The following is a 26582-nucleotide window of genomic DNA, read 5'->3' as shown; positions in this document are numbered from 1 at the left end:
AATATCACTTTGCCAGATGCGATATGGAATCTCAACTAATACAAACTTCTCCCGACATCCTTTCTGGTACACCCGTTTTCTATGGAACTCGTGTACCAGTACAAACATTGATTGATTATTTGGAAGCAGGCGATCGCCTCGACGACTTTCTAGAAGATTTTCCCACTGTGAGCCGCGCACAGGCAACAGCGTTTCTCAAATCACTCTGCCGTAAAAACGAATACTGCCTTTAGTGCTTCTGAGGTAAGAGTAGGATAGTTTTCTAGCACTTGTTGTTCTGTCCATCCCGCCGCAAACAAACCCAACAAGAACTCTACAGATAAACGAGTTCCTTTCACAGTCGGCTTACCCAGCAGAATTTTGGGGTCTGAATGAATGTACTGTCGCCAGTCCATAAGTTTTTACTCCGACTTAGCTACAGCTATTGTTGCACAGTATGATTTTTGTTGGTTTGGTGAAGGGGAGATGCGATCGCGTTAATCTTAAATTAATCGCTCACAATGTAACCAGCTTATGCAGTCCTTCAATATTACTCTACCTGATGCGATCGCTTAGGCAACTATGATTATTGTTGAATTGCTGAGTGGGGAAATGCGATCGCGTTACTCTTAATTAATCACCGACAATGTAAAAAGTTTCTGAAATCAGTCCTCTAGATTCGTTCACGAGTATAAAAGACTCGTCAGCGAGTATCAAAGACTCGTTCACGAGTATAAAAGACTCGTCGGCGAGTATAAAATACTCATTCACGAGTATAAAAGACTCGTCAGCGAGTATAAAATACTCATTCACGAGTATAAAAGACTCGTCAGCGAGTATCAAAGACTCGTCGGCGAGTATAAAATACTCATTCACGAGCATAAAAGACTCGTCAGCGAGTATAAAAGACTCGTTCACGAGTATAAAAGACTCATTAGCTGTTTGGTAAGGTGCGTTAGCTGTTGCTAACGTACCAAAAATATCTTGGAGGGTGCGTTAGCAAGGTAACGCACCCTACGAAAGTTACTAATCTACTTCATACATCTGTTTATGTTTGGCTAAAAGCTCTTGATATTTCTCGTTTGTCTTTGCTTCTACCCACTTAGCTTTAAATATTGCTGCTGATTCCGCTTTAACTGGGTCTACTTCATAAGGAAGAATCTCTTTTTTGGAACCTGAATCTTCCGAATTCTGTTTATACTTCCTGCCGCTTTTATGATTAGCATAACGGCGAGAGCGAGTATAGCCCATTTGGATAAATTTCCGTGCCATATCTGCGCCGACAAAATCATCTTTCTCTAAATAATCAAGAAAAAGGTCGTAAATTTTCTCACTCGACTCTTTAGCAATCTCAGGAGTTTTGAACCGCCAGTAAGGAAGAATTTCTGATTTGTATGGTTCTACTAAAAGTACACCCTGCTCACCCTTCCCAACACGATAGAGTTCAGGATGTTGGCGAAAATCAATATTTTTAAAGTCTAAAGAATAATCAAAAGCCATGATAAATTTTTATTAGCAATAGTAAACTTTAAAAAAAAGTTCAACTTCTATCTAAATATTGAGATTTTGTTGATTATGCTATCTAGCACCCAATCTCTGAACAGTGTGATTGCGCCAGGAAGTCTGCGTAGAGTACATCACATTGCCCTCAACGTCAAAGATATGCAAGCCTCGCGCTATTTTTATGGCACAATCCTGGGTTTACACGAACTCACAGGCGACGAAGTACCCGCAACTCTGGTGGAACTAGTCGCATCTGGGAAAGTAGCCAACTTCATCACTCCCGATGGTACAATTCTAGATTTATTTGGGGAACCAGAATTATCACCACCAGATCCCAATCCAGAAAAGACCTTCACTAGAGCTTACCATCTAGCCTTTGACATCGATCCGCAGTTATTCGATCGCGCGGTGACAGTAATCGGGGAAAATAAAATAGCGATCGCACATGGCCCAGTCACTCGTCCTACTGGTAGAGGAGTATATTTTTACGATCCAGATGGCTTTATGATTGAAATTCGTTGCGATCCAGAAGCTAGTTAACTTAAGGGTAATAACAAAAGTATCTACTATGACCGCGAAACTCACGCAACTATTTAAAGTCATTGAAGACACAATCACAAAACCACCAATACCCCACGAACCATACAAGCAATCATTGAAAGCCTGGGCGATGTATTGTTTGCGAGACAAAGGTTTTATAGTCGCTTATGCTCAAAATGCCGACTTTGCCATTGAAAGAAAACGTGAAGAAAAGCTATATTTCAAAGTTTCAAACAGCCCCGATGATTTAGATAATTCTTTTAACTGGATTGTTTGGGATAGTGTCACCAAAAGCGCTAGTCTCATTCCCCAAAAAATAGACTGATACCAAAATAGTCATCAAATATTTCTCTGGTTTTTTAACTATTTTGATTCCTGAATTATGACTCCTGAATTCTGACTAGACAACTGCTGCACAAATATTTGAGGTTAACCATGATTTTCCTAGATAGCAAGAAGTTTTACTTTATTATGACTTGACATTTTAATTACGAATTACGAATTACGAATTACGAATTACGAATTAGTGTTAGGTTTCTCAAACACCATTAAATGCTGTTGAGGTAACAAATTTTTAGTTTCCCGCCAAACCAAACCAACAGCTTGCATTTCTTTGCGGACTTGTTTTTGAGTCATTTTGTGCAGACGTTTAATCATAATAAAAGGATTTTCACCCCGATACTCAACCAGCACTACCCGGCCACCAGGTTTCAGCGCTTTCACAATTCCTTGCATCACTTCTTGAGGATACTCAAGTTCATGATAAGCATCCACCATCAATGCCAAATCGATACTTTCAGGTGGTAAGTTGGGGTTACTAAGAGTTGCCAAAACAGGCTCAACATTAGTGATATTTTTCTCTTTTTTGAATAACTCAATAATTTCCAACATTTCTGGCTGAACATCTACAGCTAACACTTTACCTGTTGTTAATAACGGCGCGATGCGAAAGCTTAAGTAACCTGTACCAGCGCCGATATCCGCTACTACATCGTTAGGTTTCAGATAGAGGAGGCTGACTACCTTACTTGGCTGTTCTTCCCCCTCTCGACTTGGACGTTCTAGCCAGCCAGCGCCAGTGTACCCCATAACTTTGGCAATTTCGCGCCCCATGTAGTATTTGCCGATACCATCTGGACTGTGGATTATCCGTTGTTCGTAAACAGTGGTGGATGAAGACGCGGCTTGTACTGTTAGGGTTGGGTTCAGCAACGAACAACTCAAGATCGCAACAAGAGGTACTATAAAGTGGAGAAAATTTGACATTTGGTTATCACCGATATGGATATTTATAAGCAGCAACTAAAAGAATTTTATGGTAGTAGAACGACTTATGACTATGAAAAAGATACTCGCCATCCTTTAGAAGCCAAGCTTTTAGTTGAATTTGTTGGGCTACATTCGGGGCAGAAAATCCTTGATGTGGCGACTGGAACAGGTTTAGTTGCGATACCCGCAGCTGAAAAAGTTGGTTCAGAGGGCCATGTGATTGGAATTGACATGACCCCTGGAATGTTGCAGCAAGCAAGACTTAAGATTGCCGCAGCAAAATTACAAAATATCGAGTTGATTGAGGCAGATGCAGAATATTTCAACTTTAGTGACAGTAGTTTTGATGTCGTCTTTTGCTGTGAGGCAATTGTACTTTTTCCTGATATCCTTGCTACTTTGCAAAAGTGGTACGGCTACTTGAAAATAGGAGGGTATGTGGCATTTACCTGTCCTCCCGAAACTGCTATTATGGCATCTCTTCAGCAGAGGGTCTGCGCTAGAGTTTTGGGTGTATCGCTACCACACATTCTTGAACCACTGGGAACTCCAGAAAAATGTCGTAAATTGCTTGAGCGGGCAGGTTTTAGAGATATCGAAATTAAGATTGAACCATCAGGACGTTATCACTCTCTTAGTGATAACAGATTATCGATGACAGTAATTAATATAAATTTTAAAAGCAATCCTCTGTTGTCAAAATTATCACCAGAACAATTAAATCAATTGCAAGTTGAGTACAAAGCAGAAATTGAGAAATTAGCAACCGATCGAGGTCTTTGGATAGACACTACAAAGTTCTTTGTTCGCGCTCGAAAAGAAGTTGATGAGCTTTGTTCCTGAACTGACAGCTTCGGGCGATCGCACATGATAATCTTGCCGTTAATAATCACAATCACAGTTTAATCTCATAGGCCGATGTGGAAGTAAACATTTTCACGATTTACTTGAACAGCCCCTTTAAAAATTTGTAATCCACCCTTTCGACGTTATGCAAAACCTGTCCCTAATATTAGTGCCTGTACTCGCTGTCCAGAAAGCAGCAGGTGACGGTTTAATTAAACCTCTCGGTCATCACGAGCTGCTGTTGGTGCTAGTGCAACTGTCACTATTGCTTTTGGTAGCGCGGGGATTAGGTGAGTTGATGCGCCGGATTAACCTACCGCCTGTTGTTGGAGAATTACTGGCGGGTGTGCTGCTTGGCCCTTCTTTATTTGGTTTGCTTCTTCCAGATTTACAGGCGCACATCTTTCCCAAAAGTCAAGAACAGTCTAATTTACTTTCGGTGATTTCTTGGTTAGGCGTGTTATTTTTGCTGATTGTGACTGGGTTAGAGACGGATCTCAAGCTGATTCTTCGTAAGGGTAAAACGGCTCTTTTGATTTCACTGGGCGGAATTATTATCCCGTTTATCACTGGATTTGGACTGGGCTGGCTATTGCCAGATAGTTTTTTAGCCGACCCAGAAAAGCGATTGGTATTTAGTCTATTTATCGCCACAGCAATGAGTATTTCGGCAGTCCCAGTGATTGCGAAGGTGCTGATGGACTTAAACCTGATTCGCCGTGACATTGGTCAAGTTACCTTAGCTGCTGGGATGACTGACGACACCATCGGCTGGATTTTACTTTCTGTGGTTTCAGGTTTAGCTAGTAGCGGCAAATTTGACTTTGGGACAATTTTCCATTCTGTGAGCGCGGCGATATTGTTTTTAGCGATCGCCTTTACAATTGGGCGTACCATCGTAGACCAGATATTACGGTGGGTTGATGACTATGTTGGTGGAATCGCCGCGAGTATGTCGGTTGTGCTAATTCTTTCGCTCTCGGCAGCAGCACTTACCCACGCATTAGGTCTAGAAGCAGCATTAGGTGCTTTTGTGCTAGGGATTCTAGCAGGCCAATCCCGCCGCTTTAGCAATGAAGCTGGGCACATGTTAGAAGTTTTTACAGCAAGCTTTCTAGCGCCAATTTTCTTTGCTTCAGCAGGCTTGAAAGTTAATTTACTCGCTCTGTTAGTCCCTCAAACATTGATATTTGGCTTGATTGTTCTGGCTGTCGCCTGTGTTGGCAAATTTACAGGTGCTTACCTTGGTTCTCGTGCGGGCGGCTTGAGTCATTGGGAAGGTTTGGCAATGGGTTCCGGGATGAATGCTCGCGGGGCGATGGAAATTGTCGTTGCCACCATTGGTTTATCTTTGGGAGTGCTGAATCCCCAGATGTACTCGATTATTGTCATGGTAGCGATCGTCACTTCCCTAATGGCTCCACCCCTGCTGCGCTGGTGTTTGTCGAAGGTGGTTATGGGTGAAGAGGAAGCTCGACGTTTGGAACAAGAAGAACAGGATAGCCGTAGCTTTATCAAGCAGATTCACCGTATCTTAATACCTACTAGTGGTGGCCCCAACATCCAACTGGCGGCGCAACTAGTCGGTTACATGGCTCACCAAAACTCGATAGAAGTTACATCTTTATATGCTCTGAGTGATAAGCAACCTCAAAGCAAAGCCCGCCGGATGGAGGCAACCCAGGTTAAAGATACTGCCGCAGACCTTGCTTTAGCTGCTGTAACTGAGGAAATGCAGCTACCTGCTGATACCACCCTGCAAACAAAAACGGAGTCGGGGCGTAATAAAGCGGAGGTAATTTTGAATGAAGCAAACAAAAACTATGACTTGATTGTATTGGGAGCTTCAGAACAGATCCGCCCCCAGAAAGCATTGTTCAATTTGCTTGTCGATCGGGTTGTCCAAGAAGCACCTTGTGCAACGATGGTGGTAAAGTCGCATCTACCCCAACCGAAAGGCGAGATATGCAAAATTCCTCAACAACAGATCAACAAGATTTTGGTGCCAACGGTGGGGACAGAATATAGTAAAAATGCTGTAGAGATGGCAAGTACGATCGCAGCTCAAACCGGGGCATTAGTTACGATCGTTAACGTAATTAATTTGCCACAGGTTGAGTATATTCTTTACGAACAGCGATCGCTAGCTCCAGTCAAGGAAATTGCTCACGATATGCTCGAACAGCAAGCAGAAATTGCCCGCAATCTGGGTGCTGATGTCAAAACCTATATTCTTCAAGGAACCAGCCCAGAAAAGGAAATCCTCAAGTTTGCCAAAACTCAGGAAGTTGACTTAATTCTTCTAGGGAGTAGTATCCGCATGGTTACGGGTCGCGTTTTCTTTGGTCATAGAGTCGATGCAATTCTGAGTAAAGCCCATTGCCCAGTAGCAGTAATTACTGTACCTTAAGAGTGCTGAGTGCTGAGTGCTAAGTGCTGAGTACTAAGTATAAACCCAGTTGCTCTAAAGCTTTGAGCAATCAACACTGTCCTAATACCAATTGGAAAAAAGAATGCGACAAATAGACCATTTGTAGAGACGCGATTTATCCCGTCTTTATCCAAGAATATGTTCCAATCATTAATTGAATTGGTATAGCATATCTGACTACAGCTATACATTTATAGCAACAGCCAAAAAGGTTCGGACATTAACAGATGATAAAATTTAGACACAAAAAGGCTTTTCACCCAGTCCCCAGTCCCTAGTCCCCAGTCCCTTGCTATATTTCATAAACATTGCAAAAAAGAATGTAGAGACGTAGCAGTGCTATGTCTCTACAAGGGCTCTGGATAACGCATATTTAATTTCACCAGATATCTAATAATTTGATCTTAGCGCGAAGCTCTGGATGTTACCGATCTTTGTAAATTAGCTAGAGCGCGATTGTAATCCAAAATAGCTGCGACTCGATTACCTTCTGCTCTTGTCAGGTCATTTTCAGCATCAATTACCTCTGTTTGAGTACCCACACCAGCTTGGAACCTCAACCTTGCTAAATTCAGAGCTTCCCTGGCTTGATTTAAAGCCACACTAGAAGTCTGCACGTTATTTAAATTGGATTGCAATTGAGCATAATACTGTTCTACATCAAAGCGAATTTGGTCGCGCTGGCTAGCAAATTGAGTCTCTGCGATCGCAATATTAGCTCTCGATTGAGCCGCTCTTGCTCTTGCTGCTCCCCCTTCAAATAAAGTTAGATTTCCTTGAAGTCCTACTGAATAGCCATCAGTAATGCTCGCGCCATCATTATACCGATCTAGCAGATTGTAGTTGCCTACCAAACTAACTTGCGGCCCTAGCTGTGAAAGTGCCTGTCGTCGCTGTTGCTCAGAAATATTACGTTGTGCTAATTGCTGTTGCAACTCTGGACGATTTTGAAACGCTTGGACAATACTTTGTTCTACCGTCTGCGACCAAAGACCCGCTAATTGTACGGGATCTGAGGCAGCGATATCAACTGACTGCGACAAACTTAACAACGTAGCAAGCTGACGACGGGCAATTTGCTGCTGTGAGATCGCATTAGTCAGTTGTTGTTGGGAGTTTGCTAAATTCACCTGAGCTTGCAGCACATCGAACCGCGTACCCACTCCAGCCTGTTCTCTTGCTTGAGTATCCCGTAAACTAGCCTGGGCATTAATCACAGCAGACTGATTAATTCTTACTAGTTGATCTGCTTGTTGCAAATTGTAGTATTGAGTGGTCGCATTCAAGCTAATTGTCAAAGACTGACTTTCAACATTTAACTCATCTACCCGTAGCTGTTCTTCTGCGGCTCGGATAGCCGCTAGTGTGTTCCCAGAACTATAAAGATTATAATTTAGTTGCGCTGAACCATTAAAAGAGGTGCTGGCTTGAGATGAATTGTTACTAAAACCATTACCACTATTAGTCACACTACTGTTTATTCCCAGAGTCGGAAATAAGGCAGCTTGAGACTCGCGTAGCGCCGAGCGACTGCGTTCTAGCTGTAATATAGCTACCTGTAAGTCTCGATTGTTGCGTTTTGCTAGTTCCAAAGCTTGTGCCAAACTGATTGGCACAGTTCCCTGAATCCTTACTTCCTCCGGTTTAGTTGGAAATTGCAGAGGGTTGGGATTGGGGTTGAGGCGATCGGGAACTTGTACAGAGCTTGAAGAATTCTGTGCTTTTAGTGGAGTTGCTGCACTTACTGCATTTGGAAGAAGAATCGCCAACGCGACAGGAACCCAGGCAGAATGCACGAAGAATAAGCTGAAATTCATAATCTAGATATAGTCATTAATTAGGTTTTTTGAGGATATAATTAAAAGTTTTCATCCTGATTGACCTAAGAGGTTTAAATCTTAAATTCCTCCTTAGAAGGTTAATCTTAACAAATTAGCCGACAATCAAACCATCTTGAACTCGAATAATCCTTTGGGTTTGAGCAGCGATATCAGGTTCATGAGTGACAATCACAATTGTGATCCCTTGGTCATTAAGTTCAGTCAGTAAATTCATCACCTCATGGGAAGTTTCAGTATCTAAAGCTCCTGTTGGCTCATCTGCCAAAACTAATGCAGGTCGGTTAACCAAAGCACGAGCGATCGCTACTCGTTGTTGTTGTCCGCCAGAGAGTTGACTAGGACGGTTAGCGATGCGTCCCCCTAGTCCTACCTTTTCTAAGGCTTCTAATGCCCTTTCCCGACGTTTTGGCTTGGGTAAATTGGCGTAAACCATTGGCAACATCACGTTTTCCAACGCTGTTGCCCGCGCCAATAGGTTAAATTGTTGGAAAACAAAACCGATCCTTTGGTTGCGGATATAGGCTAATTCATCATCATCAAAAGTCGTCAGGTTTCTGCCTTCAAAAATATAGTCTCCAGTTGTCGGACGATCCAGACATCCCAAAATATTCATCAGCGTGGATTTACCCGAACCTGACGCACCCATGATTGAGACATATTCCCCTTCCTCAATAGAGAGTTCAATTCCCTTGAGTATGGGAACGCTAACTTCTCCCAAGTGGTAAGTTTTAGTAATAGATTCCATCCAAATCATTGTTGGCATATAACTTACAAATTACGAATTACGAATTACGAATTACGAATTATTTAGTCACTACGTAAAGCATTGATTGGATCTAATTTAGATGCGTTCCGTGCTGGAATTACCCCAGCGATTAAGCCAACGGTTAACGAGAGTACAAAGCCAGCAACGATCGACAACAAAGAAATTACAAACGGGAATTTGAAAACGTTTGCAGCCACAAAGGCTAATAAAACGCCAGTCACCATCCCAATACCTCCGCCGACAATGGAAATCACGATCGCTTCCGCTAAAAATTGATTAAGTATGGCAGAATTAGTGGCTCCTACGGCTTTGCGAATCCCGATTTCCCGCGTCCGCTCGACCACAGAAACTAGCATAATGTTAGCAATACCAATGCCACCAACAACCAGAGAAATTCCAGCGATCGCTACCACCATGACTGTAAATAAACCCACAATACTAGTAAAGGTACTAACAATATCAGCTTGATTAGTCAGCCGAAAATCATCAGCTTGTGGCGGATAAATGTTATGACGCAGCCGTAAGAGATTGGTAACTTGAAACTGAGCGGCTTCTAACTGCTCTTGATTCGCGCCTTTGACTAAAATTCCACTTACAGAAACGCCTACCAGGGCATTATTTCCAACTAGTCTCTTCGACATACTAGTTAGAGGAATAAAAATCTGGTCATCTCGATCCATTGGCCCCTGAGCGCCTTTAGGTTCCATCACCCCAATTACTTCATAAGCCTCTCCCTGAATCCGAATTCTCTCACCGATCGGATTTACACCTTGTGCAAAGAGTGTTTTTTGAACTGTGGGGCCAAGAATGGCAAGCTGTGCAGCAGTATCTAGTTCTTCCTGAGTAAAATATCTCCCTTGTTGGGGGTGAGTATTTCTGACTTCTGGGTAGTTCAAATCAGTGCCATAAATGGTTGTTGAGGTGTTCTGTCCTGCATAGACAACTTGAGCAGTCCGTTGGAGATAAGCAGAAACCAGCTGTGCTGATGGCGCTTGTGTAGCGATCGCTTTCGCATCTTCCCAGGTCAAGGTACTGCTAGAACCTACTCCTTGACGGACATTCCCGCTTCTTGCCGCACCAGCTAAAATTTGGATCACATCTGTACCCAATGCTTGGATCTGTTGCTCAACACCTTTTTGTACTCCCTGACCGACAGAAGTAATGGCAATAACTGAAGAAATCCCAATAATCACGCCTAACATAGTTAGACCTGTGCGTAATTTGTTACTCCACAGAGTTTCCGCCGCCATTGTCAAGATTTCCAGCAATGGTACTGTGCGGGTATTCTTCGCTTTGTAAAAGCCCTTAAATATCTTAAACATAATGTTTTATTTAAAACTAACTTTAAGGGGAACCACCGCCTTGAGAACGACCACCACCGCCAGAACTGCCGCCGGAACGACCTCCGCCCCCACCTGCTCCTCTTCCTCCGCCTCCGCCGGCTCCTCCGCCTCCACCTAAACCAGGGAAAACTCCTCCTCTTGGTGTTGATTGCGGACGCGATCCTGGTGGGAAACTGAGTAATACTCTTTCGTCTCCTGTCAATCCAGACTTAACTTCGGTAAAGTTATTCGCGGTGACACCAGTTTCAATGCGAGTGAATACAGGTCTGTTATTTTTTCCTTGCACAAACACGCCTGTGGCATTTTCTTGACGAACCACCGAGGCTGTTGGCACTACTAAAACATTTTGAACTTGACCGACTTGAAAATCTACTTCTGCATTCATCCCAGACCGCAATAGTCTTTGAGGGTCTAAAAGTGATACTCTTACTTCAAAACTGGTGACGTTTTGCTCTACTATTGCTTGGGCAGCAATTTGGCTGACTTTACCTTCAAAGGTTTTTCCTGGGTAGGCATCTGCTTTAATCGAGACTTTTTGACCAAGGCTGATTTTGGAAATATTTGTTTCCGCTAAATTGGCGACAACTTCATTTGTGGAAGCTAAAGACAAGATTGAAGAAGAAGAAGAAGAAGCTACTTCACTACTAGCAGTTGTCGGTGTCACGAAAGCGCCTGGATCGGCAAACTTCTTTGTCACCACACCATCAAAGGGTGCGCGAATGATCGTGTCGTTGATTTCAGCTTGGATGTTTTGCAGCGAACCACGAGCTGATGTTACTTGGGCACGAGCAGCATTAATATCTTCTTGGCGCGTTCCGGCTTTCAGGAGTGCCAAAGCTTGCTGTCTCTGCTTCACCACAGCTCGTGCTTGCTCGATATCTTCTGGACGTGACCCGGCTTTTTGCAGAGCCAGTGCTTGCTGTGCTTCATTTACATTCGCTTGGGCGCTGTCACGATTAGAACGGTTTTGGTTGAGAGTCTGAAGGGAAATACCACCTGCATTGTAAAGTTGCTGGTTGCGAGCAAAATCATCTTCTGCTTGGCGAAGGGCGGCTTGAGCGCTTTGCAAGCGTGCCTGTGCTTGGGCAACATCTTGAGAACGATTACCTGCGATCGCTTTTTGCAAATTCGCTTCGGCTTCGTCTAATGCTCCTTGTGATTGGGCAATATCTTGAGGACGATTACCTGCGATCGCTTTTTGCAAATTCGCCTCGGCTTGTGCCAATTGTCCTTGAGCAGAGGTAAGTTGTCCGCGGAGGTTGGAATCATCCATGTAAGCGACAATCTGTCCTTGTTTGACGATATCTCCTTCCTTCACCAGCAGTGTTTTCAAGATGCCAGAATTTTTCGGGCTGAGGTTGATTGACCGCTCAGGTTTCACCGTTCCGTTCGCTGAAACTGTAATTGTTAAACTCTGCCTTTCTACAGGCCTTGTCAGCACTCTGCGTCTGGCTTCTTGACGAGGAGCAACCGTTACTTGGTAATAAACGGCATAGCCAATTCCACCCAAAAGGCAAAGAGCTATTAGCCAAGAGAGCCAATTACGTCTGCTCTTTTTTTTCTTTACCTCTGGAACCAAAACTGGGGAATCTACGGTATTTGGTGTATCAATTTTCATATCCATTTTGTCTATAAAGAACGGCTACCGAGCTAGTTATTCACGGCTAAAACTATAGCCTGGTAGCCTAATACTGACAATGATTTTGAGTTTTTAGTGTTTTAAAGGTTTATTTGCAGTACTAATCCACTAGGAAGTCTGAAGTAATCATCACGCACTCTTACTAATCTCCCAGCAGGAACAATTTCTTGATTGGGAAGAAGAATATCCCCGTTAGGAAGTCTGAAATAACCTCGATCGCGCAGTCTGACTACGGATCTAGCAGGAATAATTTGCCCATTGGGATATCTGATATCACCATTACCAAGTCTGACTACCTGCTATTAAATTGGTTGTCACGATTCCAATTATCCCGATCTCTAGGATTTCTGACTTCTACAGGATATGTTCTGCGATCGCGGTTCCAATTATCCCTGTCTCTAGAGTTTCTGACTTCTCTAGAATTGGATCTGCCGTCGCGGTTCCAATTATCTCTGGCTCTAGAATTGGATCTGCCGTCGCGATCCCAATCTCGATCGCGATCGCCACCAACGTAGACTTTCGTCTGGGCACTTGCAGGCGCAGTCAAGAGAGTGGGAACAAGAATCAGGGCAGCAGCAGCTAATACAATCGATATACGGTTTGGTTTCAACATTGAATCAACTCCTTATTTACATTAAAGTTCTATTCTGCTGATGTATGGATTAAGCAATTTTAGACAGTTGCTTTTTTTTGATATCAAAGTGTTTAATATTACCTCATCGTATAAATTCATACATAATAATTATCATTCAAAACATCCAAACTGATGTATGACCAAAGTCACTAGTAATTCCAGACTGATGTATGACCAAAGTCATCAATTGTTTAATGGGTATGGGGCATTGGGCATTGGAAAGAGGACTTGGAGACAAGGAGAATTGGGGACAAGGGGAAAGACTTGTTGTAAGTTCTAAACTTTTGTCACCTTGTCACCTTGTCCCCTTGCTTCCCCTGCTTACCCTGCTCCCCCTGCCTTCTGCCTCCTGCCTCCTGCCTTTCTTTATAAGATTTTGCTACCGCCAACAGCGCAGATCGTTTAAGCTAGCTGAAAGATTCTTTGATTAGTGGCTTAAAGGCGGTAGTGTGCCTAAACATATTCGTTTGATTTCTCTTTTAATGGTCTGTAGTTTATGGAGTATGCCAAAAGCCGCTAACGCGCAGGCATTAATACCCCATACATTGCAACTAGATGCGACAAAGTTAGAAAAGCAGGGGTTGAGCTTGGCACAAGAGGCGGCTCAACTAGCTCAGTTTCAACAGGTTGACTTAGCTTTGCCACGAGCGCGGCTGGCTAGTCAACTGGCTCCTGGGAATGATAAAGTGTGGTTGCTGTTGGGTGGATTGCAGTTGCAATCCAAAGAGTTTGATGGCGCGATCGCTAGTCTGAAAAAAGCGCAATCTCTTAACCCCAAAAATGGTGATATTTTGTTTGCTTTGGGTTCAGCAAATTTTCAGCAGAAAAATTACCAGGCTGCTGTTGTCAATTATCAAGATGGTTTGAAGTTAAAACCCAACGATCCAGAGGGATTATTTGATTTGGGTAATGCTTATTATTTGCTGGGTAAATTGCCAGATGCGATCGCACAGTACGATAAAGCTGTCTCTCAAGATAAAAAGTTCTGGCCCGCACTCAACAACATTGGCTTAATCAACTACGAACAGGGTAATATCCCTGAAGCAATTAAGCGATGGCAATCTGCTGTAACCCTTGAAAAACAAGCGGCAGAACCTTTATTGGCTTTGGCAGTGGCACTCTATACTAAAGGCGATCGCCAACAAGGACTAACCTTGGGAGAAACTGCACTCCGTATCGATTCGCGCTATGCTAATTTAAATTTCCTCAAAGAAAATCTCTGGGGCGATCGTCTACTGTCTGATACGAAAAAATTCCTAGAATTACCACGTATTCAAGCAGCCATACAGCAACGAGAAAACTCATCATCAGCGCCTACGCCTAGAAAACAGCCGACTCAATAAAAGTCTAAGTTAGGAGTTAGGAGTTAGAAGTTAAAAGTTAGGAGTTAAAAGTTAAATATTTCAACTCCTCACTCATAACTCCTAACTGTCCTATTGCCACTTGCCTAATAGTACCTTTTCGTAGTACATCTATACTAGATAAATACAGGATATTAGTTGCCTAAAAACATTTGCGGGCAAGTATTCCTGAAAATAAGTCGTTAATTTTCAGTGTTAGTCTGTGGGTAGAAGTGCGATGATTTGGTCAACGAACTGTTGATGGTCAACAACTGGCTTAGAAATGTAGCCATCAGCACCGCTTTGCTTGAGAAAGTTCTCGCGATCGCCTTCCATAGCATGGGCTGTCACCAGAATCACAGGTAAGTTTGCTGTTTTTGGATCGGATTTTAACATTTGTGTAATCTTAATTCCATCAACAGACTTGCCTTGGTAAACACTTCTGGAGAGAGAAACATCCATTAAAATCAGGTCGGCTTCTCCTGATTGGGCAATTTTTATGACTTCTTCGACATTTTCAGTGTGTTTTACACCCAAGCCACCACGCTTGGACAAAATTTTGGAAAAAACACGAGCATTAATTAGATCGTCTTCGACAATTAAAACAGTTTTCATGAGAATTTTAGTTATAGAGGTGAGGATATTCAAGAATTTCAGAATTCAAAATTAAAGATTTGCAATCATGGAAAGTATCATGGCTACTAAGTTTATGTAGATTATACTCGTGTGCATCCTTTTTAATAGTCAAGTGCATCTTCGTCATCAAGGATGATAGTACTGCTTTTTCTTCTGTGACTATCAAAATTTTGTTATGAATCTCATTTCATCCGTTATGCTGTGGTTGCCGCAGTGTTGAGTTCCATCGGTTTTTGTGTAGTTAAATTTCAGGGAAAAAACTCATGGCAAAACAGTTAAACCTTCTCTCAACGGGACAGGTAATTCCAACAGCCCTGCACACCGAGATGCAACGGTCTTATCTAGAATATGCCATGAGCGTGATTGTCGGGCGAGCGCTACCAGACGTGCGTGATGGCTTAAAACCAGTGCATCGACGCATTTTGTATGCAATGCACGAACTCGGTTTAGTACCAGATAGACCTTATCGAAAATGTGCCCGTGTAGTGGGTGATGTGTTGGGTAAATACCATCCCCACGGCGACCAATCAGTTTACGATGCTTTAGTCAGGCTGGTGCAGGATTTTTCTAGCCGCTATCCCTTGCTGGCAGGACACGGTAACTTTGGCAGCGTCGATAATGACCCGCCAGCGGCGATGCGTTACACAGAAACGCGCCTCGCACCGATCAGCCATGAGGGAATGCTGACAGAAATTGGTGAAGAAACTGTGGAATTTGTCGGGAACTTTGATAATTCCCAGCAAGAACCAACGGTGTTACCTGCTCAGTTGCCGTTTCTGTTACTCAATGGCTGTTCTGGTATTGCCGTGGGAATGGCGACAAATGTACCACCCCACAATTTGGGGGAAGTTGTCGATGGGTTAATTGCTTTAATCGACAACCCAGATTTGCCAGATGAAAAATTATTTGAGCTAATTCCAGGGCCAGATTTTCCCACTGGTGGGGAAATAGTTGGTGAAGCGGGAATTCGGGAAGCGTACACCACTGGTAAAGGTGGAATTCTGCTGCGGGGAGTCGCAACTCTAGAGGAAATTCCAGCAGCTAGGGGAAACAAGCGCCGGACGGCAATTATCATTACAGAATTGCCTTATCAAGTGAATAAGGCTGCCTGGATTGAGAAGGTAGCGGACTTAGTAAATCAAGGACGCTTGCAAGGAATTTCCGATCTTCGGGATGAGAGCGATCGCGAAGGTATGCGGGTGGTAATTGAACTCAAACGCGATACCAATCCCCAAGAAGTTCTCCAGAATTTATATCACCAAACTGCTTTACAAATGACTTTTGGGGCGATTCTGCTGGCAATCGTAGATGGACAACCCCGCCAGTTAAGTTTGCGTCAACTGTTGCAGGAGTTTTTGAGATTCCGAGAAGAGACACTGAACCGTCGCTACAATTACGAGTTGGGTAAGGCCCAAAGTCGCGTGCATTTGGTAGAAGGTTTACTGAAAGCCCTGTCTAATTTGGATGAGGTAATTCAAATTTTGCGCCAAGCTCCCGATGGGAGTACGGCAAAAATTAACCTTTGTAGCCGACTGGATTTGAGTGAGGTACAAGGAGATGCAATTCTCGCTATGCCGTTGCGTCGCCTCACTAGTTTAGAACAGCAAAATTTGCAGCAGGAATTTGAGCAGATCAGCGAACAAATTAGTTTATTGGAGCAATTACTCAACGATCGCCGCGAATTATTGAAGGCGCTGAAAAAAGATTTGCGATCGCTCAAGCGCAAGTACAGCGATCCCCGACGCACGAAAATTGCAGAGGAGCAAAAGTCTAGGGCAGAGGAGCAGAGGGGCAGAGGCGCAGAGGAGGAGGAACTTAAATCTTCTGAACCAGTAGAGGAAGCTATTTTAGAATTTACTCAACGAGGTTATGTTCGCCGCACCCAGCCATCTGGGAGAAAGTCAAAAGCTGAAAATGGTCTACACGATCATGACTTCATTATCCAAACTGTGTTGACCGACACAGGGAAAGACTTGCTAATACTAACTGGTGGTGGCAAAGTGTATCCGGTGAATGTGGGAGAAATTCCCCCAACGACTGGGCGTTCTCCACGGGGAAAACCTTTGATCGCTATGCTCAGTAGTACTGCTCAAGGCACTCAAGAAGCTGTGGTCAGCCGCTTTTTACTGCCGGAAAACCTCGAAAATAGGCAGATGATTCTCCTAACAAAACAGGGAAGAATTAAGCGTCTGTCTTTGGGAGAATTGACTAACCTGACTCGGCGCGGAATCACAATTTTGAAGCTCAAAGATGATGATGAATTGTCATTCACCCAGTTCATCGCTCCAGGGGAGCATCTGATTTTAGCTAGTTCCGGTGGGCGAATGTTGCGCTTTGCAGTCAATGATGAACAATTGCCGGTCATGGGACGCACAGCAATGGGTTTACAAGCATTTCGACTATTGAGAAATCAGCAAATGGTTGGCTGTGTCACTGTCGGTAAAGATGACCAACTGTTGCTAGTTACTCAAGAAGGATATGCCAAGCGGATGGCTGCGAGTCAGTTAAGAGCGGCTAATCGCGGTGATTTAGGCACGCAAGCGCTGAAATTTGCTAGCAAAACTGACAACTTAGCTGGTATGGTGATGGCGATCGCATCTGGCGAGATAGCTTTAGTAACGAATAAGGAGCGGGTCGTGCGGATACCTGTAGAAACAGTGCCGCTCTTAGGTAGGGATGTCAAAGGTGAAAGCATCCTCCAACTCAACCGCGATGAAAAAATCATCACCGTGGCGGAAGTGCGATCGTAAATTAAGGTGATGTTCAACTTGCGACAAGCCAACTTGCAGGATTTAGAGGCGCTAATCCAACTGCGTCTCGAACTCCTGCGGGAAGCTGGCGATATTAAAAGTGACTCTGACACCACAAACCTAGCAGAAGCAACTCGAAAATATCTTGGCGAAAAAATACCGACGAGTGAGTTTTTAGCTTGGGTAGCTGAGGTGAATAACCAAATTGTTGCCACTAGCGGCTTGGTATTTTTTCAACGACCCCCTTACAATGGCAATTTTTCAGGCTTAGAAGGCTACATTATGAACGTTTATACGATTCCGATGTGGCGAGGACAGGGAATTGCAACAGCATTATTAAAGGAAATTATCAGCTTTGTGAGAGCAACTGAGGCAAAACGCCTCTGGCTTCACGCCACTGAGGATGGTAAACATATCTACGAGAAGCTTGGTTTTGTCTCGACTGCAAAAGAAATGGAAATTGTTTGATACTAACTTAAATTATCAAGAATTTTTTTATTTTAAAAGGCAAAATATGTTAAAAAATCAAGCAATTTAACTAAAATAGTTGATAATTATTTTCAATAGATGATATTGTCGATCAAGCCAAAACTTTAAATGACATATCTTTTACATCAGTAAATCTCACTGAAGGCTGATGTTTTAATACGTATTAATAGCTATTTATATTTATGTCAAGTACTAGAAACAAAAATATAAAAAATGTTGCCTTTCTGAAAATATTTGTTATATTAGTTTACATAAGGCAATAAAGCTTAAAAATTGGATTTGGAGTTCTAACCATGACAAATGCAACTACAACAAAAGTCACTACTCCCATAATTGAAGATCGCAACGCTTGGCGTTGGGGCTTTACCCCACAAGCAGAAATTTGGAACGGTCGCTTGGCAATGATTGGCTTTTTAGCAGCCGTTTTGGTTGAGCTTTTTTCTGGTCAAGGATTTCTACATTTTTGGGGCATCCTATAATAAGTTTTAATATTTAAGATGACCTATAAATAAAAAAACCTGGAGTGCTTAATTCACTACCAGGTTTTTTATTTGTTTTGTCATTTGTTAGTTGTCATTTGTCATTTGTTTATTCACTAATGACCAATGACCAATGACTAATGACTAATTACTACCGAATATACTCTTTGAGAACGCTGTTACGATTTGGATGGCGTAACTTGCGGAGTGCTTTCGCCTCAATTTGACGAATCCGTTCGCGGGTGACGTTGAAAATCTGTCCGATTTCCTCAAGGGTCTTCATCCGACCGTCATCCAAACCGTAACGCAGTCTGAGAACGTCGCGTTCGCGTGGGCTGAGACTGTCGAGGACTTTTTCAAGGTCTTCGCGCAGAAGATTTTTGGAAACTTGGTCTTCTGGTGTCTCACCATCGGATTCAATAAAATCGCCCAACCGAGAATCTTCTTCTTTACCAATTGGCGTTTCTAATGAAATTGGTAACTGGGCAGATTTTGCAATAAACCGCAACTTCTCAATGGTCATTTCCATACGAGTGGCGATTTCTTCTTCGGTGGGTTTGCGACCCATTTCTTGAGATAGTAACTTGGTAGTTTTCTTAATCCGAGAAATGGTTTCGTAAAGGTGAACTGGAAGCCGAATTGTGCGGGATTGATCTGCGATCGCGCGGGTAATTGCTTGACGAATCCACCATGTAGCGTATGTAGAAAACTTATAACCTTTTTCGTGGTCAAACTTTTCAGCGGCACGAATCAAACCGAGACTGCCTTCCTGAATTAAGTCCTGGAACGACAAACCACGATTCATGTATTTCTTAGCAATTGAAACTACAAGACGGAGGTTAGATTGCACCATCTTGTCTTTCGCCCGACGACCAACATGGAGGCGATAACGAAAGGCTGGTAGTGGCAGTTGTACTGCTTCTGCCCATTCACTATCTCGAGGATCGCGATCTAATTGCTCCGAGAGTCTTTCGCGTACTCTCTCTAATTCCAGCAAATCGGCTATTTTCCGCGCCAATTCAATTTCTTCGTCTGCCCGCAACAGACGAATTCTACCAATTTCTTGCAAGTAAAGCCGAATTGAATCTTCTGTATAGTGCTTTTTCTTGCTTTGTGTCCGACGACGCGATTTAGCGGCTTTTCCAGACTTTGCGTCGTCCTCATCAGACTGAGGCTCTAAAAATTCCTCGTCACCTTCATCTACGATCAGCAAGTCCTCTTCATCGTCTATTAAGAGTTCTTCTAACTCGAGCTCAGGCTGATTCATTATTTCTAGGTCAGGCTGATATATGCTTTCGAGTACGTTGTTAGCCTGGTTCATGCCGCGTTCCTCATGCTCCTTGCAGAATCAATTACTCAAGATGTGTTTACTGCTCTTTTAAACGAGCCAATTGCCAACCGAAAATAAGCTTTTTGGCAGATTTGCCAGAGATATTTTCGGAAGTTTTAGACCTCCGGTAGGAGGGTTTTTACTTTAGTTTAAGCAACTACTAAAGGTGACTTGCTCACTTTAGTAAATGTTATATGTGTTGCTATCACATATTGCTTTAAACTAACTGGTCAAAAGAAAGACTCGCCTTTATCAAAAAATTTACCACTCTATACAAATGAGTTCATACTGTTGGCAGATTTTTGTATAAAGACTCTTCCGATTGTAGCCTGTTTCACAGAAATTGCACTCTTTTTGTGTATTAATCATGAATTCATTAAGCAACTTTTAGCTACTTTCACCAAAAAGACATTGAAAACGGGATTTATACCCGGAAATTTTTTCTCTACTTTTCGGAATTGCAGTGACGCTCTTATTACATTACGAAGTAAGTACGCTTGCTTATGCCGAATTTCATGTATTTTACACAACATTAATTACTGAGAAAGAGTGAATTATATGTTAACTCAGACTATTCCTCTTAACCTAACCATTTTTACATTTCCTTCATAAATTAAGCATCCCTTAGACTAAAACGGGTATTGTCCTTGGGTAAATACAACAACGGTGGTGTTTGCCTGAAAGCAGTTAACCTTTTGCGTACTAACTACCTTAACTGAGGAGTTGAGGCGGTGGCAGAATCGATGCGATCGCAGATCGATTTAGGTTTACTAATTTGGTCTTATTCACACGTTAGCGCACTGTGGTGATTTCAGCCCTATGAAACTTGACAAACTTTTTTTATTGTATACAAGGATATTTTAATCAATTCAAAAACAATTTGTCCTGCGAACTTGCCAATCTTGTCTTACTCTTAGGCAAAAGTACATTAGATACATACAAGACGATCGCGATCGCCACAGCACTACATGAAGATATTAACAAGTTTTCAGCCTTCTGGTGTGTACTTTCAACAGCTATTACCTCGAACACAGAGAACCCAGCAGATTACCTGATGATTTAGTTACAAGGACTTTTTACGTAAATTAATTGTAAATTTCAATACTTTTATTTCGGTAATTTTTTGTCATCTGATAATGAGAAATCCTCAAAATACTTATTAATTGCTGTTGGATAGATGATATTTAGTTATTTCCTTAAAGCATAACAAATGTGTTTCTAGCTAGTGGTTCAAATTAATCAGCGAGTCAGAGCAAAGAGTATTATCTGGACTAACTTTCCAATAAAGTTGGTAGTTTTGCTAACAATTGAGCATTGATTGTTTTGACAATATTGACAATTGGTAAATTATATGAATTTGCAAGCGAAAAAATGAAATTTATGTAGTTTTTGTAGTAAAGCCTATTACTTGTATGACAAGTCAACTTAATTTTTTTTATTGATTATTAGAGATTAATTCAAAATCACAATGGCTTTCAAAGTTGAAAACTGGAGACTATGAACTTTGCAGAATTAGCGTGGTGTTGGGGTGGTGTTTAGACTTGCAGGAAAATTAGGTGGCACAAGTACCCGATCGACTACATGAACGATGCCGTTGCTAGCTGGGATGTCTGGCTGAGTCACCTTAGCGTTGTTGACTGTGATTGAGTTGCTGGCACGATCGACTGCGATTTTAACCGGACTACCCTCAACTGTTTTAACTTCTCCAGATGTCAATTGCTGCGAGGTAATTCCTCCAGGTATGAGGTGGTAGGACAGAAGCTTGACTAATTGTTGTTTGTTTGCTGGTTGTAAGAGTTGGTCTAGAGTAGCTTTTGGTAAAGCAGAGAAAGCAGCGTCAGTAGGTGCAAATACTGTATAAGGGCCTGGTGTCGCCAATTGTTCAGTTAATCCGGCAGCTTGCACTGCTTGGATAAGAGTTTTAAACTGTCCTTGACTAGCTGCTGACTTTGCCAATTCTGCTAAATTTTGGGTGGCAATAGTAGGAGTAGGAGTTGGCGTGACGGGCAAGACAGTTGTTGAAGGGACAGTTGCTGTAGGAGTTTCTACAACAGGTTGAGCGCAGGCAGACAGAGCAACTAAGCTACCGATGCCAATAATATTGAACAATGTTCCTACTATGCTTTTGCTCACTTTCATAGCTTTGTGTAGAATCCAGTTAATAAGGAATTATTAACAATAGTTAATGAATTTGTGAATATAGTCACTCATCTAACGACATAATTTGTAGTGGGAAAAATATTAATCCGAATTTTTTCTAAAATACATAATTTGTCATCAACCAAAAGAGGTAGTTTTTATAAAATTTTGGATATCAAGTCTTTACTAAAATACGTGAGTTCGACGAGTGCTATTTTGATCTCTCCCCCAGTCCCTCTCCTACGTCCCTTGCGCTGTGTTGCAGTAATGTCAAGCAATACTTGAAAGCTAAAGATCCCCGATTTATTTGAGAAATCGGGGATCTTGTTTTTTACAAATGATTTCGGACTGCTGGTACTTAGATATCTAGATCGGTGAAGTTGAGTTTAGAGCCATAGGTTTCGATGAATTCTCGTCTGGGTGCGACTCGATCGCCCATTAAAATTGTGAAGATGCGATCGGCTTCGGCGGCATCCTCAATTTCGACTTGCTTCATTTTACGAGTTTCTGGGTTCATGGTGGTGTCCCAGAGTTGTTGTGGCATCATTTCACCCAAACCTTTGAAGCGTTGGATGGTATAGTTGGCGTTAGCCGGAAATTTGGCGATCGCTTGATTTTTTTCGCGATCGCTATAGCAGTACTCATGATTACGTCCACGTTCTACTTTATACAGTGGGGGACAAGCAATATAAATAAAGCCTTGTTCGATGAGCGATCGCTGATATCGATAGAAGAATGTTAACAACAAAGTCCGAATGTGCGCTCCATCTACGTCAGCATCAGTCATGATGACTATCCGGTGATAGCGCAGTTGGGTGGAATCGAATTCATCACCTTTGACACCTAAACCGAGGGCTGTAATTAACGCTTGAACTTCGTTATTTTTATAAATTTTAGCGTCGTCGGTTTTTTCAATGTTGAGAATTTTACCACGTAGAGGCAAGATAGCTTGAGTGCGGCGATCGCGTCCTTGTTTGGCACTCCCGCCGGCTGAGTCCCCTTCTACGATGAATATCTCGGATTCGCCAGGGTCACGAGAACTACAATCTGCCAATTTACCGGGTAATGGTGAAGATTCCAGTACAGATTTGCGTCTGACTAATTCCCGTGCATGACGCGCGGCTTCTGCGGCTTTGAAAGCTTGGATAGCTTTATCTAAAATTGAATCAGCAACACTGGGGTGAAATTCTAGGTACTCAGTGAGGACTTCTCCCACCAAGGAATCCACAATACCGCGAACTTCGGTGTTACCGAGTTTAGTCTTAGTTTGTCCTTCAAATTCGGGATCGGGGACTTTCACGGAAATTACCGCAGTCAAACCTTCGCGGACGTGTTCGCCACTGAGGTTAGGTTCATTCTCTTTAATTTTATTGCGCTTGCGGGCGATCGCATTTAATGTCCGAGTCAGAACTGCTTTTAACCCTTCTAAGTGCGTACCACCATCCACCGTGCGAATATTGTTAGCAAAACCTAGTACATTATCCGTGTAAGCATCAGTACACCACTGCAAAGAAACTTCCACTTGTACATTGTTCCGTTCCCCCTGCACATAGATAATTTCTTCATGCAGCGGTTGCTTCTCGCGGTTCATGTACGCAATGTACTCTTTGATCCCACCCTTGTACTCGTAGGTTTCTACCTTAGCTGTATCGCTTTTTAGTAGTTCTAAACGGTGGTCAGTAAAAGTAATTTTGACACCTGCATTCAGATACGCCAATTCCCGTAGGCGACCTGATAAAGTGATGTAATCAAACTCAATGCTAGTAGTGAATATTTGGACATCCGGCTTAAAAGTAACAGAAGTTCCAGTTCTAGCTTCTTTGTAAGGCTTGACTTGCAGTTCACTAACTGGGACACCACGTTCATAGCGCTGAAGATGAACCTTTTTATCTCGCCAAACCGTAACTTCTACAACTTCAGATAAGGCATTAACAACAGAAATACCAACCCCGTGCAATCCTCCCGAAACTTTGTAACCACCACCGCCAAACTTACCACCAGCGTGCAGTACCGTCATTACGGTTTCCAAAGCCGATTTCCCGGTACGCGAGTGAGTATCTACGGGAATACCGCGACCATCATCTGTTACAGTCACCGAACCATCAGCGTTGATATCCACTTCTATATGAGTGCAATGACCCGCCAAAGCCTCATCGATTGAATTGTCCACCACCTCGTAAACTAAATGGTGGAGTCCTCGCGGCCCAGTGGTACCGATGTACATTCCTGGTCTTTTGCGGACGGCTTCCAGACCTTCCAGAACTTGAATCTGATCGGCACTGTAACTGCTCGTCATGTAAACTCTCCTGATGCGTGGGTTTAAAATCGCCGAAAGGCAAATAAAAGTAAAAACACTCCAAAATTGTAACACAAAAGCCTTGCTGGCGTCTGTAGGGCATTTTCAAGAGAAGTTTATACTGGGGTTGCAGTACCGTGGAAGAGGGCAAGGGAGGCAGAGGGGCTGGGGGGCAGAGGGGCTGGGGGAGCAGGGTAAGCAGGGGAAGCAAGGGGACAAGGTGACAAGGTGACAAAAGTTTAGAACTTACAACAAGTCTTTCCCCTTGTCCCCAATTCTCCTTGTCTCCAAGTCCTCTTTCCAATGCCCAATACCCAATGCCCAATGCCCAATGCCCCATAACAAATGACAAATGACAAATGACAAATGACTAAATTAATTGTGATTTGTGGAGCGACGGCAACAGGTAAATCGAGTTTAGCCTTGGCTTTGGCGATGCGTCTGGGTTCTGTAATTCTGAGTGCTGATTCTCGTCAAGTTTACCGTGAGTTTGATATTGGGACAGCTAAACCAACTGTAGCTGAACAAAAATTGGTGCCGCACTATTTAATAGATATCTGCAATCCAGCAGATATGATGACAGTATCAGACTATCAGCAGCAAGCACAAGCTTTAATTGCTTCTGTTGGTGTTACACCATTGTTCCTAGTTGGTGGCACTGGTTTATATATACGTTCGATTGTCCAAGGGATGAAAATTCCTAGAGTTGCACCACAAATTGAATTGCGATCGCAGCTTGAATCTCTGGGTCAAAAACAACTCTACGCGATGTTACAACAAGTTGACCCAGTTGCAGCACAAAAAATTCATGGCAATGATTCAGTGCGGACTTTAAGAGCATTAGAAGTATATTATGTTACTGGATATCCGATTTCAGAACAGCAAGGGGAGAATCCGCCCAATTATCCGATTTTGCAAATTGGTTTAGATTGCGATGTTGAAAAGTTGCTTGCTCGTATTCAACAGCGTACTGAGCAAATGATAGCAAATGGTTTGGTCGCTGAAGTGGAGTATCTTTGTCAAAAATATGGCGCTGATTTGTCTTTATTAAATACTTTGGGTTATCAAGAAATTAAGCAGTATTTAGCTGGGGATATTTCCTTAGATGAAGCGAAAGAATTAACAATTTTGCATACCCGACAATTTGCCAAGCGACAACGTACTTGGTTTCGAGCCTATCCAAAAATTGAATGGTTTGATTCAGATGATCCTGATTTATTAGAGAAGGTTTGGCATCGAATAAATGAGTTTATAATTCTCACTAACTTGCGCGAATTATAAACTTATGCAAAGACGCAAAAAACTTTGCGCCTTTACAGTAAGTGTTCTACAGATTATCAGGATCTACGCCCATAGCCCGTAGCCTATCTGCTAGCAATTGGGTGCGTTGTTCTGCTTGTTCGGCACGTTGTCGTTCCTGTTCGGCGCGTTGTCGTTCCTCTTCGGCACGTTGTCGTTCCTGTTCGGCGCGTTCATCTCCAGTCGATAAAACATTACCATCTTGGTAGCACCAGCGTAACCAAGCATTTTGTCTATCTTCAAATTTTCCTTCCCACAAAGTTACACCTAAACCAACTTGTTCTAACCAATTTTCTGAAGTTTCAAAGTAGCGCCTTCCTCTAAGTTCATAAACACGCAGGATTTTTTCTCCTAATTGCTGATTTTGGTCATATACGATGTAGTAGCTAGCCCGCATTTGTTCATAAATTTTCAGCTTTTTCCCAAGTTCATCACCTTCTTTATTAGAGACAATTTCAATCACGACTTCTGGAGGTTTGCCAAAACGCCAAACCATATAACAGCGATTTTGTTTTTCCCACCAATCTTGATATAATTGCACATCAAAGCTAAGAAAAACGTCGGGTACAATTGCGGGTTGTTCATCTGTATGGTAAATACCGACATTAGCTGCTGCTAAAAAACTTTGCTGCTGTAAAGAACTGTAAAGAGAACTAATTAAAAGGCGTTTCTGTTTGGAAGTAGCAAAATTATCTAAAGTTTCATCTTCAGTGACTAGCTGGTTGGCATCTGGCACATAGTAATCATCATCATTGATTAAAACTTGCTGAACCATGATTTTATCCAGTATTTGAGAGCGTTATTTCTAGGTTAATTGATTTTTTAGGTTAGTTGATTAATGAAAGATAGAGGTTGTGGCAATATAGAGGTTTCCTTGCCGTACTTGTTTGTTTAGTAAGACATTAAATAACTTTCATGGCAAAATATATGTCGAAGGTTATCGTCGTAAGGATGGGACTGAAGTCAAAGGATATTGGAGAGATAAATAAGGCAGACAAATTGGTGTTCTTGAATAAAATGGAGAACCCATATT

At 42.6% G+C, this 26582-nt stretch carries 24 protein-coding genes; 11 read left to right on the top strand and 13 right to left on the bottom strand.

All coding sequences use genetic code 11. The annotated features are described in order from the left end of the window. The first annotated feature begins 23 nt into the window (after nt 1–23). On the top strand, nt 24–233 hold the full coding sequence (locus RMX89_RS05355; RefSeq protein WP_322688189.1) for a DUF433 domain-containing protein: 210 nt from the start codon (nt 24–26) through the stop codon (nt 231–233). Here the strand turns inward: RMX89_RS05355 and RMX89_RS05350 are convergent. Further along, the gene (locus tag RMX89_RS05350) at nt 201–395 is read right to left on the bottom strand and encodes a DUF433 domain-containing protein (RefSeq protein WP_322682569.1); all 195 of its coding nucleotides are present in this window, start codon (nt 393–395) and stop codon (nt 201–203) included. The genes RMX89_RS05355 and RMX89_RS05350 overlap by 33 nt on opposite strands. Before the next feature lie 610 nt (nt 396–1005). Next, nucleotides 1006–1479, bottom strand: coding sequence for a DUF4385 domain-containing protein (locus RMX89_RS05345; protein WP_322688188.1), 474 nt, complete (start codon nt 1477–1479; stop codon nt 1006–1008). A gap of 75 nt (nt 1480–1554) precedes the next feature. On the opposite strand from RMX89_RS05345, the gene RMX89_RS05340 reads away from it, so the two are divergent. Further along, nucleotides 1555–2022 (top strand): VOC family protein, encoded by a 468-nt coding sequence (locus tag RMX89_RS05340; RefSeq protein WP_322688187.1) that lies wholly within the window; start codon nt 1555–1557, stop codon nt 2020–2022. 28 nt (nt 2023–2050) lie between these two features. After that, complete coding sequence (locus RMX89_RS05335) at nt 2051–2347, top strand: hypothetical protein (protein WP_292820573.1); 297 nt, start codon at nt 2051–2053, stop codon at nt 2345–2347. 191 nt (nt 2348–2538) lie between these two features. Here the strand turns inward: RMX89_RS05335 and RMX89_RS05330 are convergent, their stop codons facing one another. After that, nucleotides 2539–3288 carry a class I SAM-dependent methyltransferase gene (locus tag RMX89_RS05330; protein WP_322682574.1) on the bottom strand — a complete coding sequence of 250 codons (750 nt, stop codon included), beginning with the start codon at nt 3286–3288 and terminating at the stop codon, nt 2539–2541. A 15-nt stretch (nt 3289–3303) separates the two neighbouring features. On the opposite strand from RMX89_RS05330, the gene RMX89_RS05325 reads away from it, so the two are divergent. Continuing rightward, nucleotides 3304–4134, top strand: a complete 831-nt coding sequence (locus tag RMX89_RS05325) for a class I SAM-dependent methyltransferase (RefSeq protein ID WP_322688186.1) — start codon at nt 3304–3306, stop codon at nt 4132–4134. A gap of 148 nt (nt 4135–4282) precedes the next feature. Beyond that, entirely contained in the window at nt 4283–6547 is a 2265-nt protein-coding gene (locus RMX89_RS05320) for a cation:proton antiporter (protein ID WP_322688185.1), read from the top strand. 425 nt (nt 6548–6972) lie between these two features. Here the strand turns inward: RMX89_RS05320 and RMX89_RS05315 are convergent, their stop codons facing one another. The 5 genes from RMX89_RS05315 to RMX89_RS05295 all read right to left on the bottom strand — a co-directional run bounded on the left by RMX89_RS05315 (nt 6973) and on the right by RMX89_RS05295 (nt 12770). Further along, complete coding sequence (locus RMX89_RS05315) at nt 6973–8385, bottom strand: TolC family protein (protein ID WP_322688184.1); 1413 nt, start codon at nt 8383–8385, stop codon at nt 6973–6975. Nucleotides 8386–8500: 115 nt separating this feature from the next. Continuing rightward, the gene (locus tag RMX89_RS05310; protein WP_322682577.1) at nt 8501–9172 is read right to left on the bottom strand and encodes an ABC transporter ATP-binding protein; all 672 of its coding nucleotides are present in this window, start codon (nt 9170–9172) and stop codon (nt 8501–8503) included. Between the two features lie 44 nt (nt 9173–9216). Further along, nucleotides 9217–10497 (bottom strand): ABC transporter permease, encoded by a 1281-nt coding sequence (locus RMX89_RS05305; protein ID WP_409882694.1) that lies wholly within the window; start codon nt 10495–10497, stop codon nt 9217–9219. A gap of 22 nt (nt 10498–10519) precedes the next feature. Further along, on the bottom strand, nt 10520–12136 hold the full coding sequence (locus RMX89_RS05300; protein ID WP_322688254.1) for an efflux RND transporter periplasmic adaptor subunit: 1617 nt from the start codon (nt 12134–12136) through the stop codon (nt 10520–10522). A gap of 313 nt (nt 12137–12449) precedes the next feature. Continuing rightward, complete coding sequence (locus RMX89_RS05295; RefSeq protein WP_322688183.1) at nt 12450–12770, bottom strand: hypothetical protein; 321 nt, start codon at nt 12768–12770, stop codon at nt 12450–12452. A 470-nt stretch (nt 12771–13240) separates the two neighbouring features. On the opposite strand from RMX89_RS05295, the gene RMX89_RS05290 reads away from it, so the two are divergent. Next, complete coding sequence (locus tag RMX89_RS05290; protein ID WP_322669480.1) at nt 13241–14134, top strand: tetratricopeptide repeat protein; 894 nt, start codon at nt 13241–13243, stop codon at nt 14132–14134. 213 nt (nt 14135–14347) lie between these two features. Here the strand turns inward: RMX89_RS05290 and RMX89_RS05285 are convergent, their stop codons facing one another. After that, nucleotides 14348–14746 (bottom strand): response regulator, encoded by a 399-nt coding sequence (locus RMX89_RS05285; protein WP_069073372.1) that lies wholly within the window; start codon nt 14744–14746, stop codon nt 14348–14350. A 284-nt stretch (nt 14747–15030) separates the two neighbouring features. Here RMX89_RS05285 and gyrA point away from each other — a divergent pair, with 284 nt between their 5' ends. The 3 genes from gyrA to RMX89_RS05270 all read left to right on the top strand — a co-directional run bounded on the left by gyrA (nt 15031) and on the right by RMX89_RS05270 (nt 18485). Further along, nucleotides 15031–17517 (top strand): DNA gyrase subunit A, encoded by a 2487-nt coding sequence (gyrA, locus tag RMX89_RS05280; protein WP_322688182.1) that lies wholly within the window; start codon nt 15031–15033, stop codon nt 17515–17517. A gap of 9 nt (nt 17518–17526) precedes the next feature. Next, nucleotides 17527–17985 carry a GNAT family N-acetyltransferase gene (locus RMX89_RS05275; protein ID WP_322688181.1) on the top strand — a complete coding sequence of 153 codons (459 nt, stop codon included), beginning with the start codon at nt 17527–17529 and terminating at the stop codon, nt 17983–17985. 314 nt (nt 17986–18299) lie between these two features. Further along, nucleotides 18300–18485 (top strand): chlorophyll a/b-binding protein, encoded by a 186-nt coding sequence (locus tag RMX89_RS05270; protein WP_322669477.1) that lies wholly within the window; start codon nt 18300–18302, stop codon nt 18483–18485. Between the two features lie 151 nt (nt 18486–18636). On the opposite strand, the gene rpoD is transcribed toward RMX89_RS05270, so the two are convergent. After that, on the bottom strand, nt 18637–19806 hold the full coding sequence (gene rpoD / locus RMX89_RS05265; RefSeq protein WP_322669476.1) for an RNA polymerase sigma factor RpoD: 1170 nt from the start codon (nt 19804–19806) through the stop codon (nt 18637–18639). Nucleotides 19807–20695: 889 nt separating this feature from the next. Here rpoD and RMX89_RS05260 point away from each other — a divergent pair. Beyond that, on the top strand, nt 20696–20878 hold the full coding sequence (locus RMX89_RS05260; RefSeq protein WP_322669475.1) for a hypothetical protein: 183 nt from the start codon (nt 20696–20698) through the stop codon (nt 20876–20878). Nucleotides 20879–21327: 449 nt separating this feature from the next. Here RMX89_RS05260 and RMX89_RS05255 read toward each other — a convergent pair whose 3' ends face one another. Both RMX89_RS05255 and gyrB read right to left on the bottom strand, forming a co-directional pair. After that, the gene (locus tag RMX89_RS05255) at nt 21328–21954 is read right to left on the bottom strand and encodes a fasciclin domain-containing protein (protein WP_322669474.1); all 627 of its coding nucleotides are present in this window, start codon (nt 21952–21954) and stop codon (nt 21328–21330) included. A gap of 358 nt (nt 21955–22312) precedes the next feature. Then, nucleotides 22313–24250: a DNA topoisomerase (ATP-hydrolyzing) subunit B gene (gyrB, locus tag RMX89_RS05250; RefSeq protein ID WP_322669473.1), complete on the bottom strand. Its 1938-nt coding sequence runs from the start codon at nt 24248–24250 to the stop codon at nt 22313–22315. Between the two features lie 366 nt (nt 24251–24616). On the opposite strand from gyrB, the gene miaA reads away from it, so the two are divergent. Beyond that, nucleotides 24617–25531, top strand: a complete 915-nt coding sequence (gene miaA, locus RMX89_RS05245; protein ID WP_322688180.1) for a tRNA (adenosine(37)-N6)-dimethylallyltransferase MiaA — start codon at nt 24617–24619, stop codon at nt 25529–25531. Nucleotides 25532–25577: 46 nt separating this feature from the next. Here miaA and RMX89_RS05240 read toward each other — a convergent pair whose 3' ends face one another. After that, nucleotides 25578–26324 carry a Uma2 family endonuclease gene (locus tag RMX89_RS05240; protein WP_322688179.1) on the bottom strand — a complete coding sequence of 249 codons (747 nt, stop codon included), beginning with the start codon at nt 26322–26324 and terminating at the stop codon, nt 25578–25580. Between the last annotated feature and the right edge of the window lie 258 nt (nt 26325–26582).

Source organism: Nostoc sp. DedSLP04 (assembly GCF_034530775.1).
In the GTDB taxonomy this organism is placed as follows: Bacteria; Cyanobacteriota; Cyanobacteriia; order Cyanobacteriales; family Nostocaceae; genus Nostoc.
The sequence above is the reverse complement of the archived record's forward strand: the minus strand, read 5'-3'. Positions and strand labels throughout refer to the sequence as shown.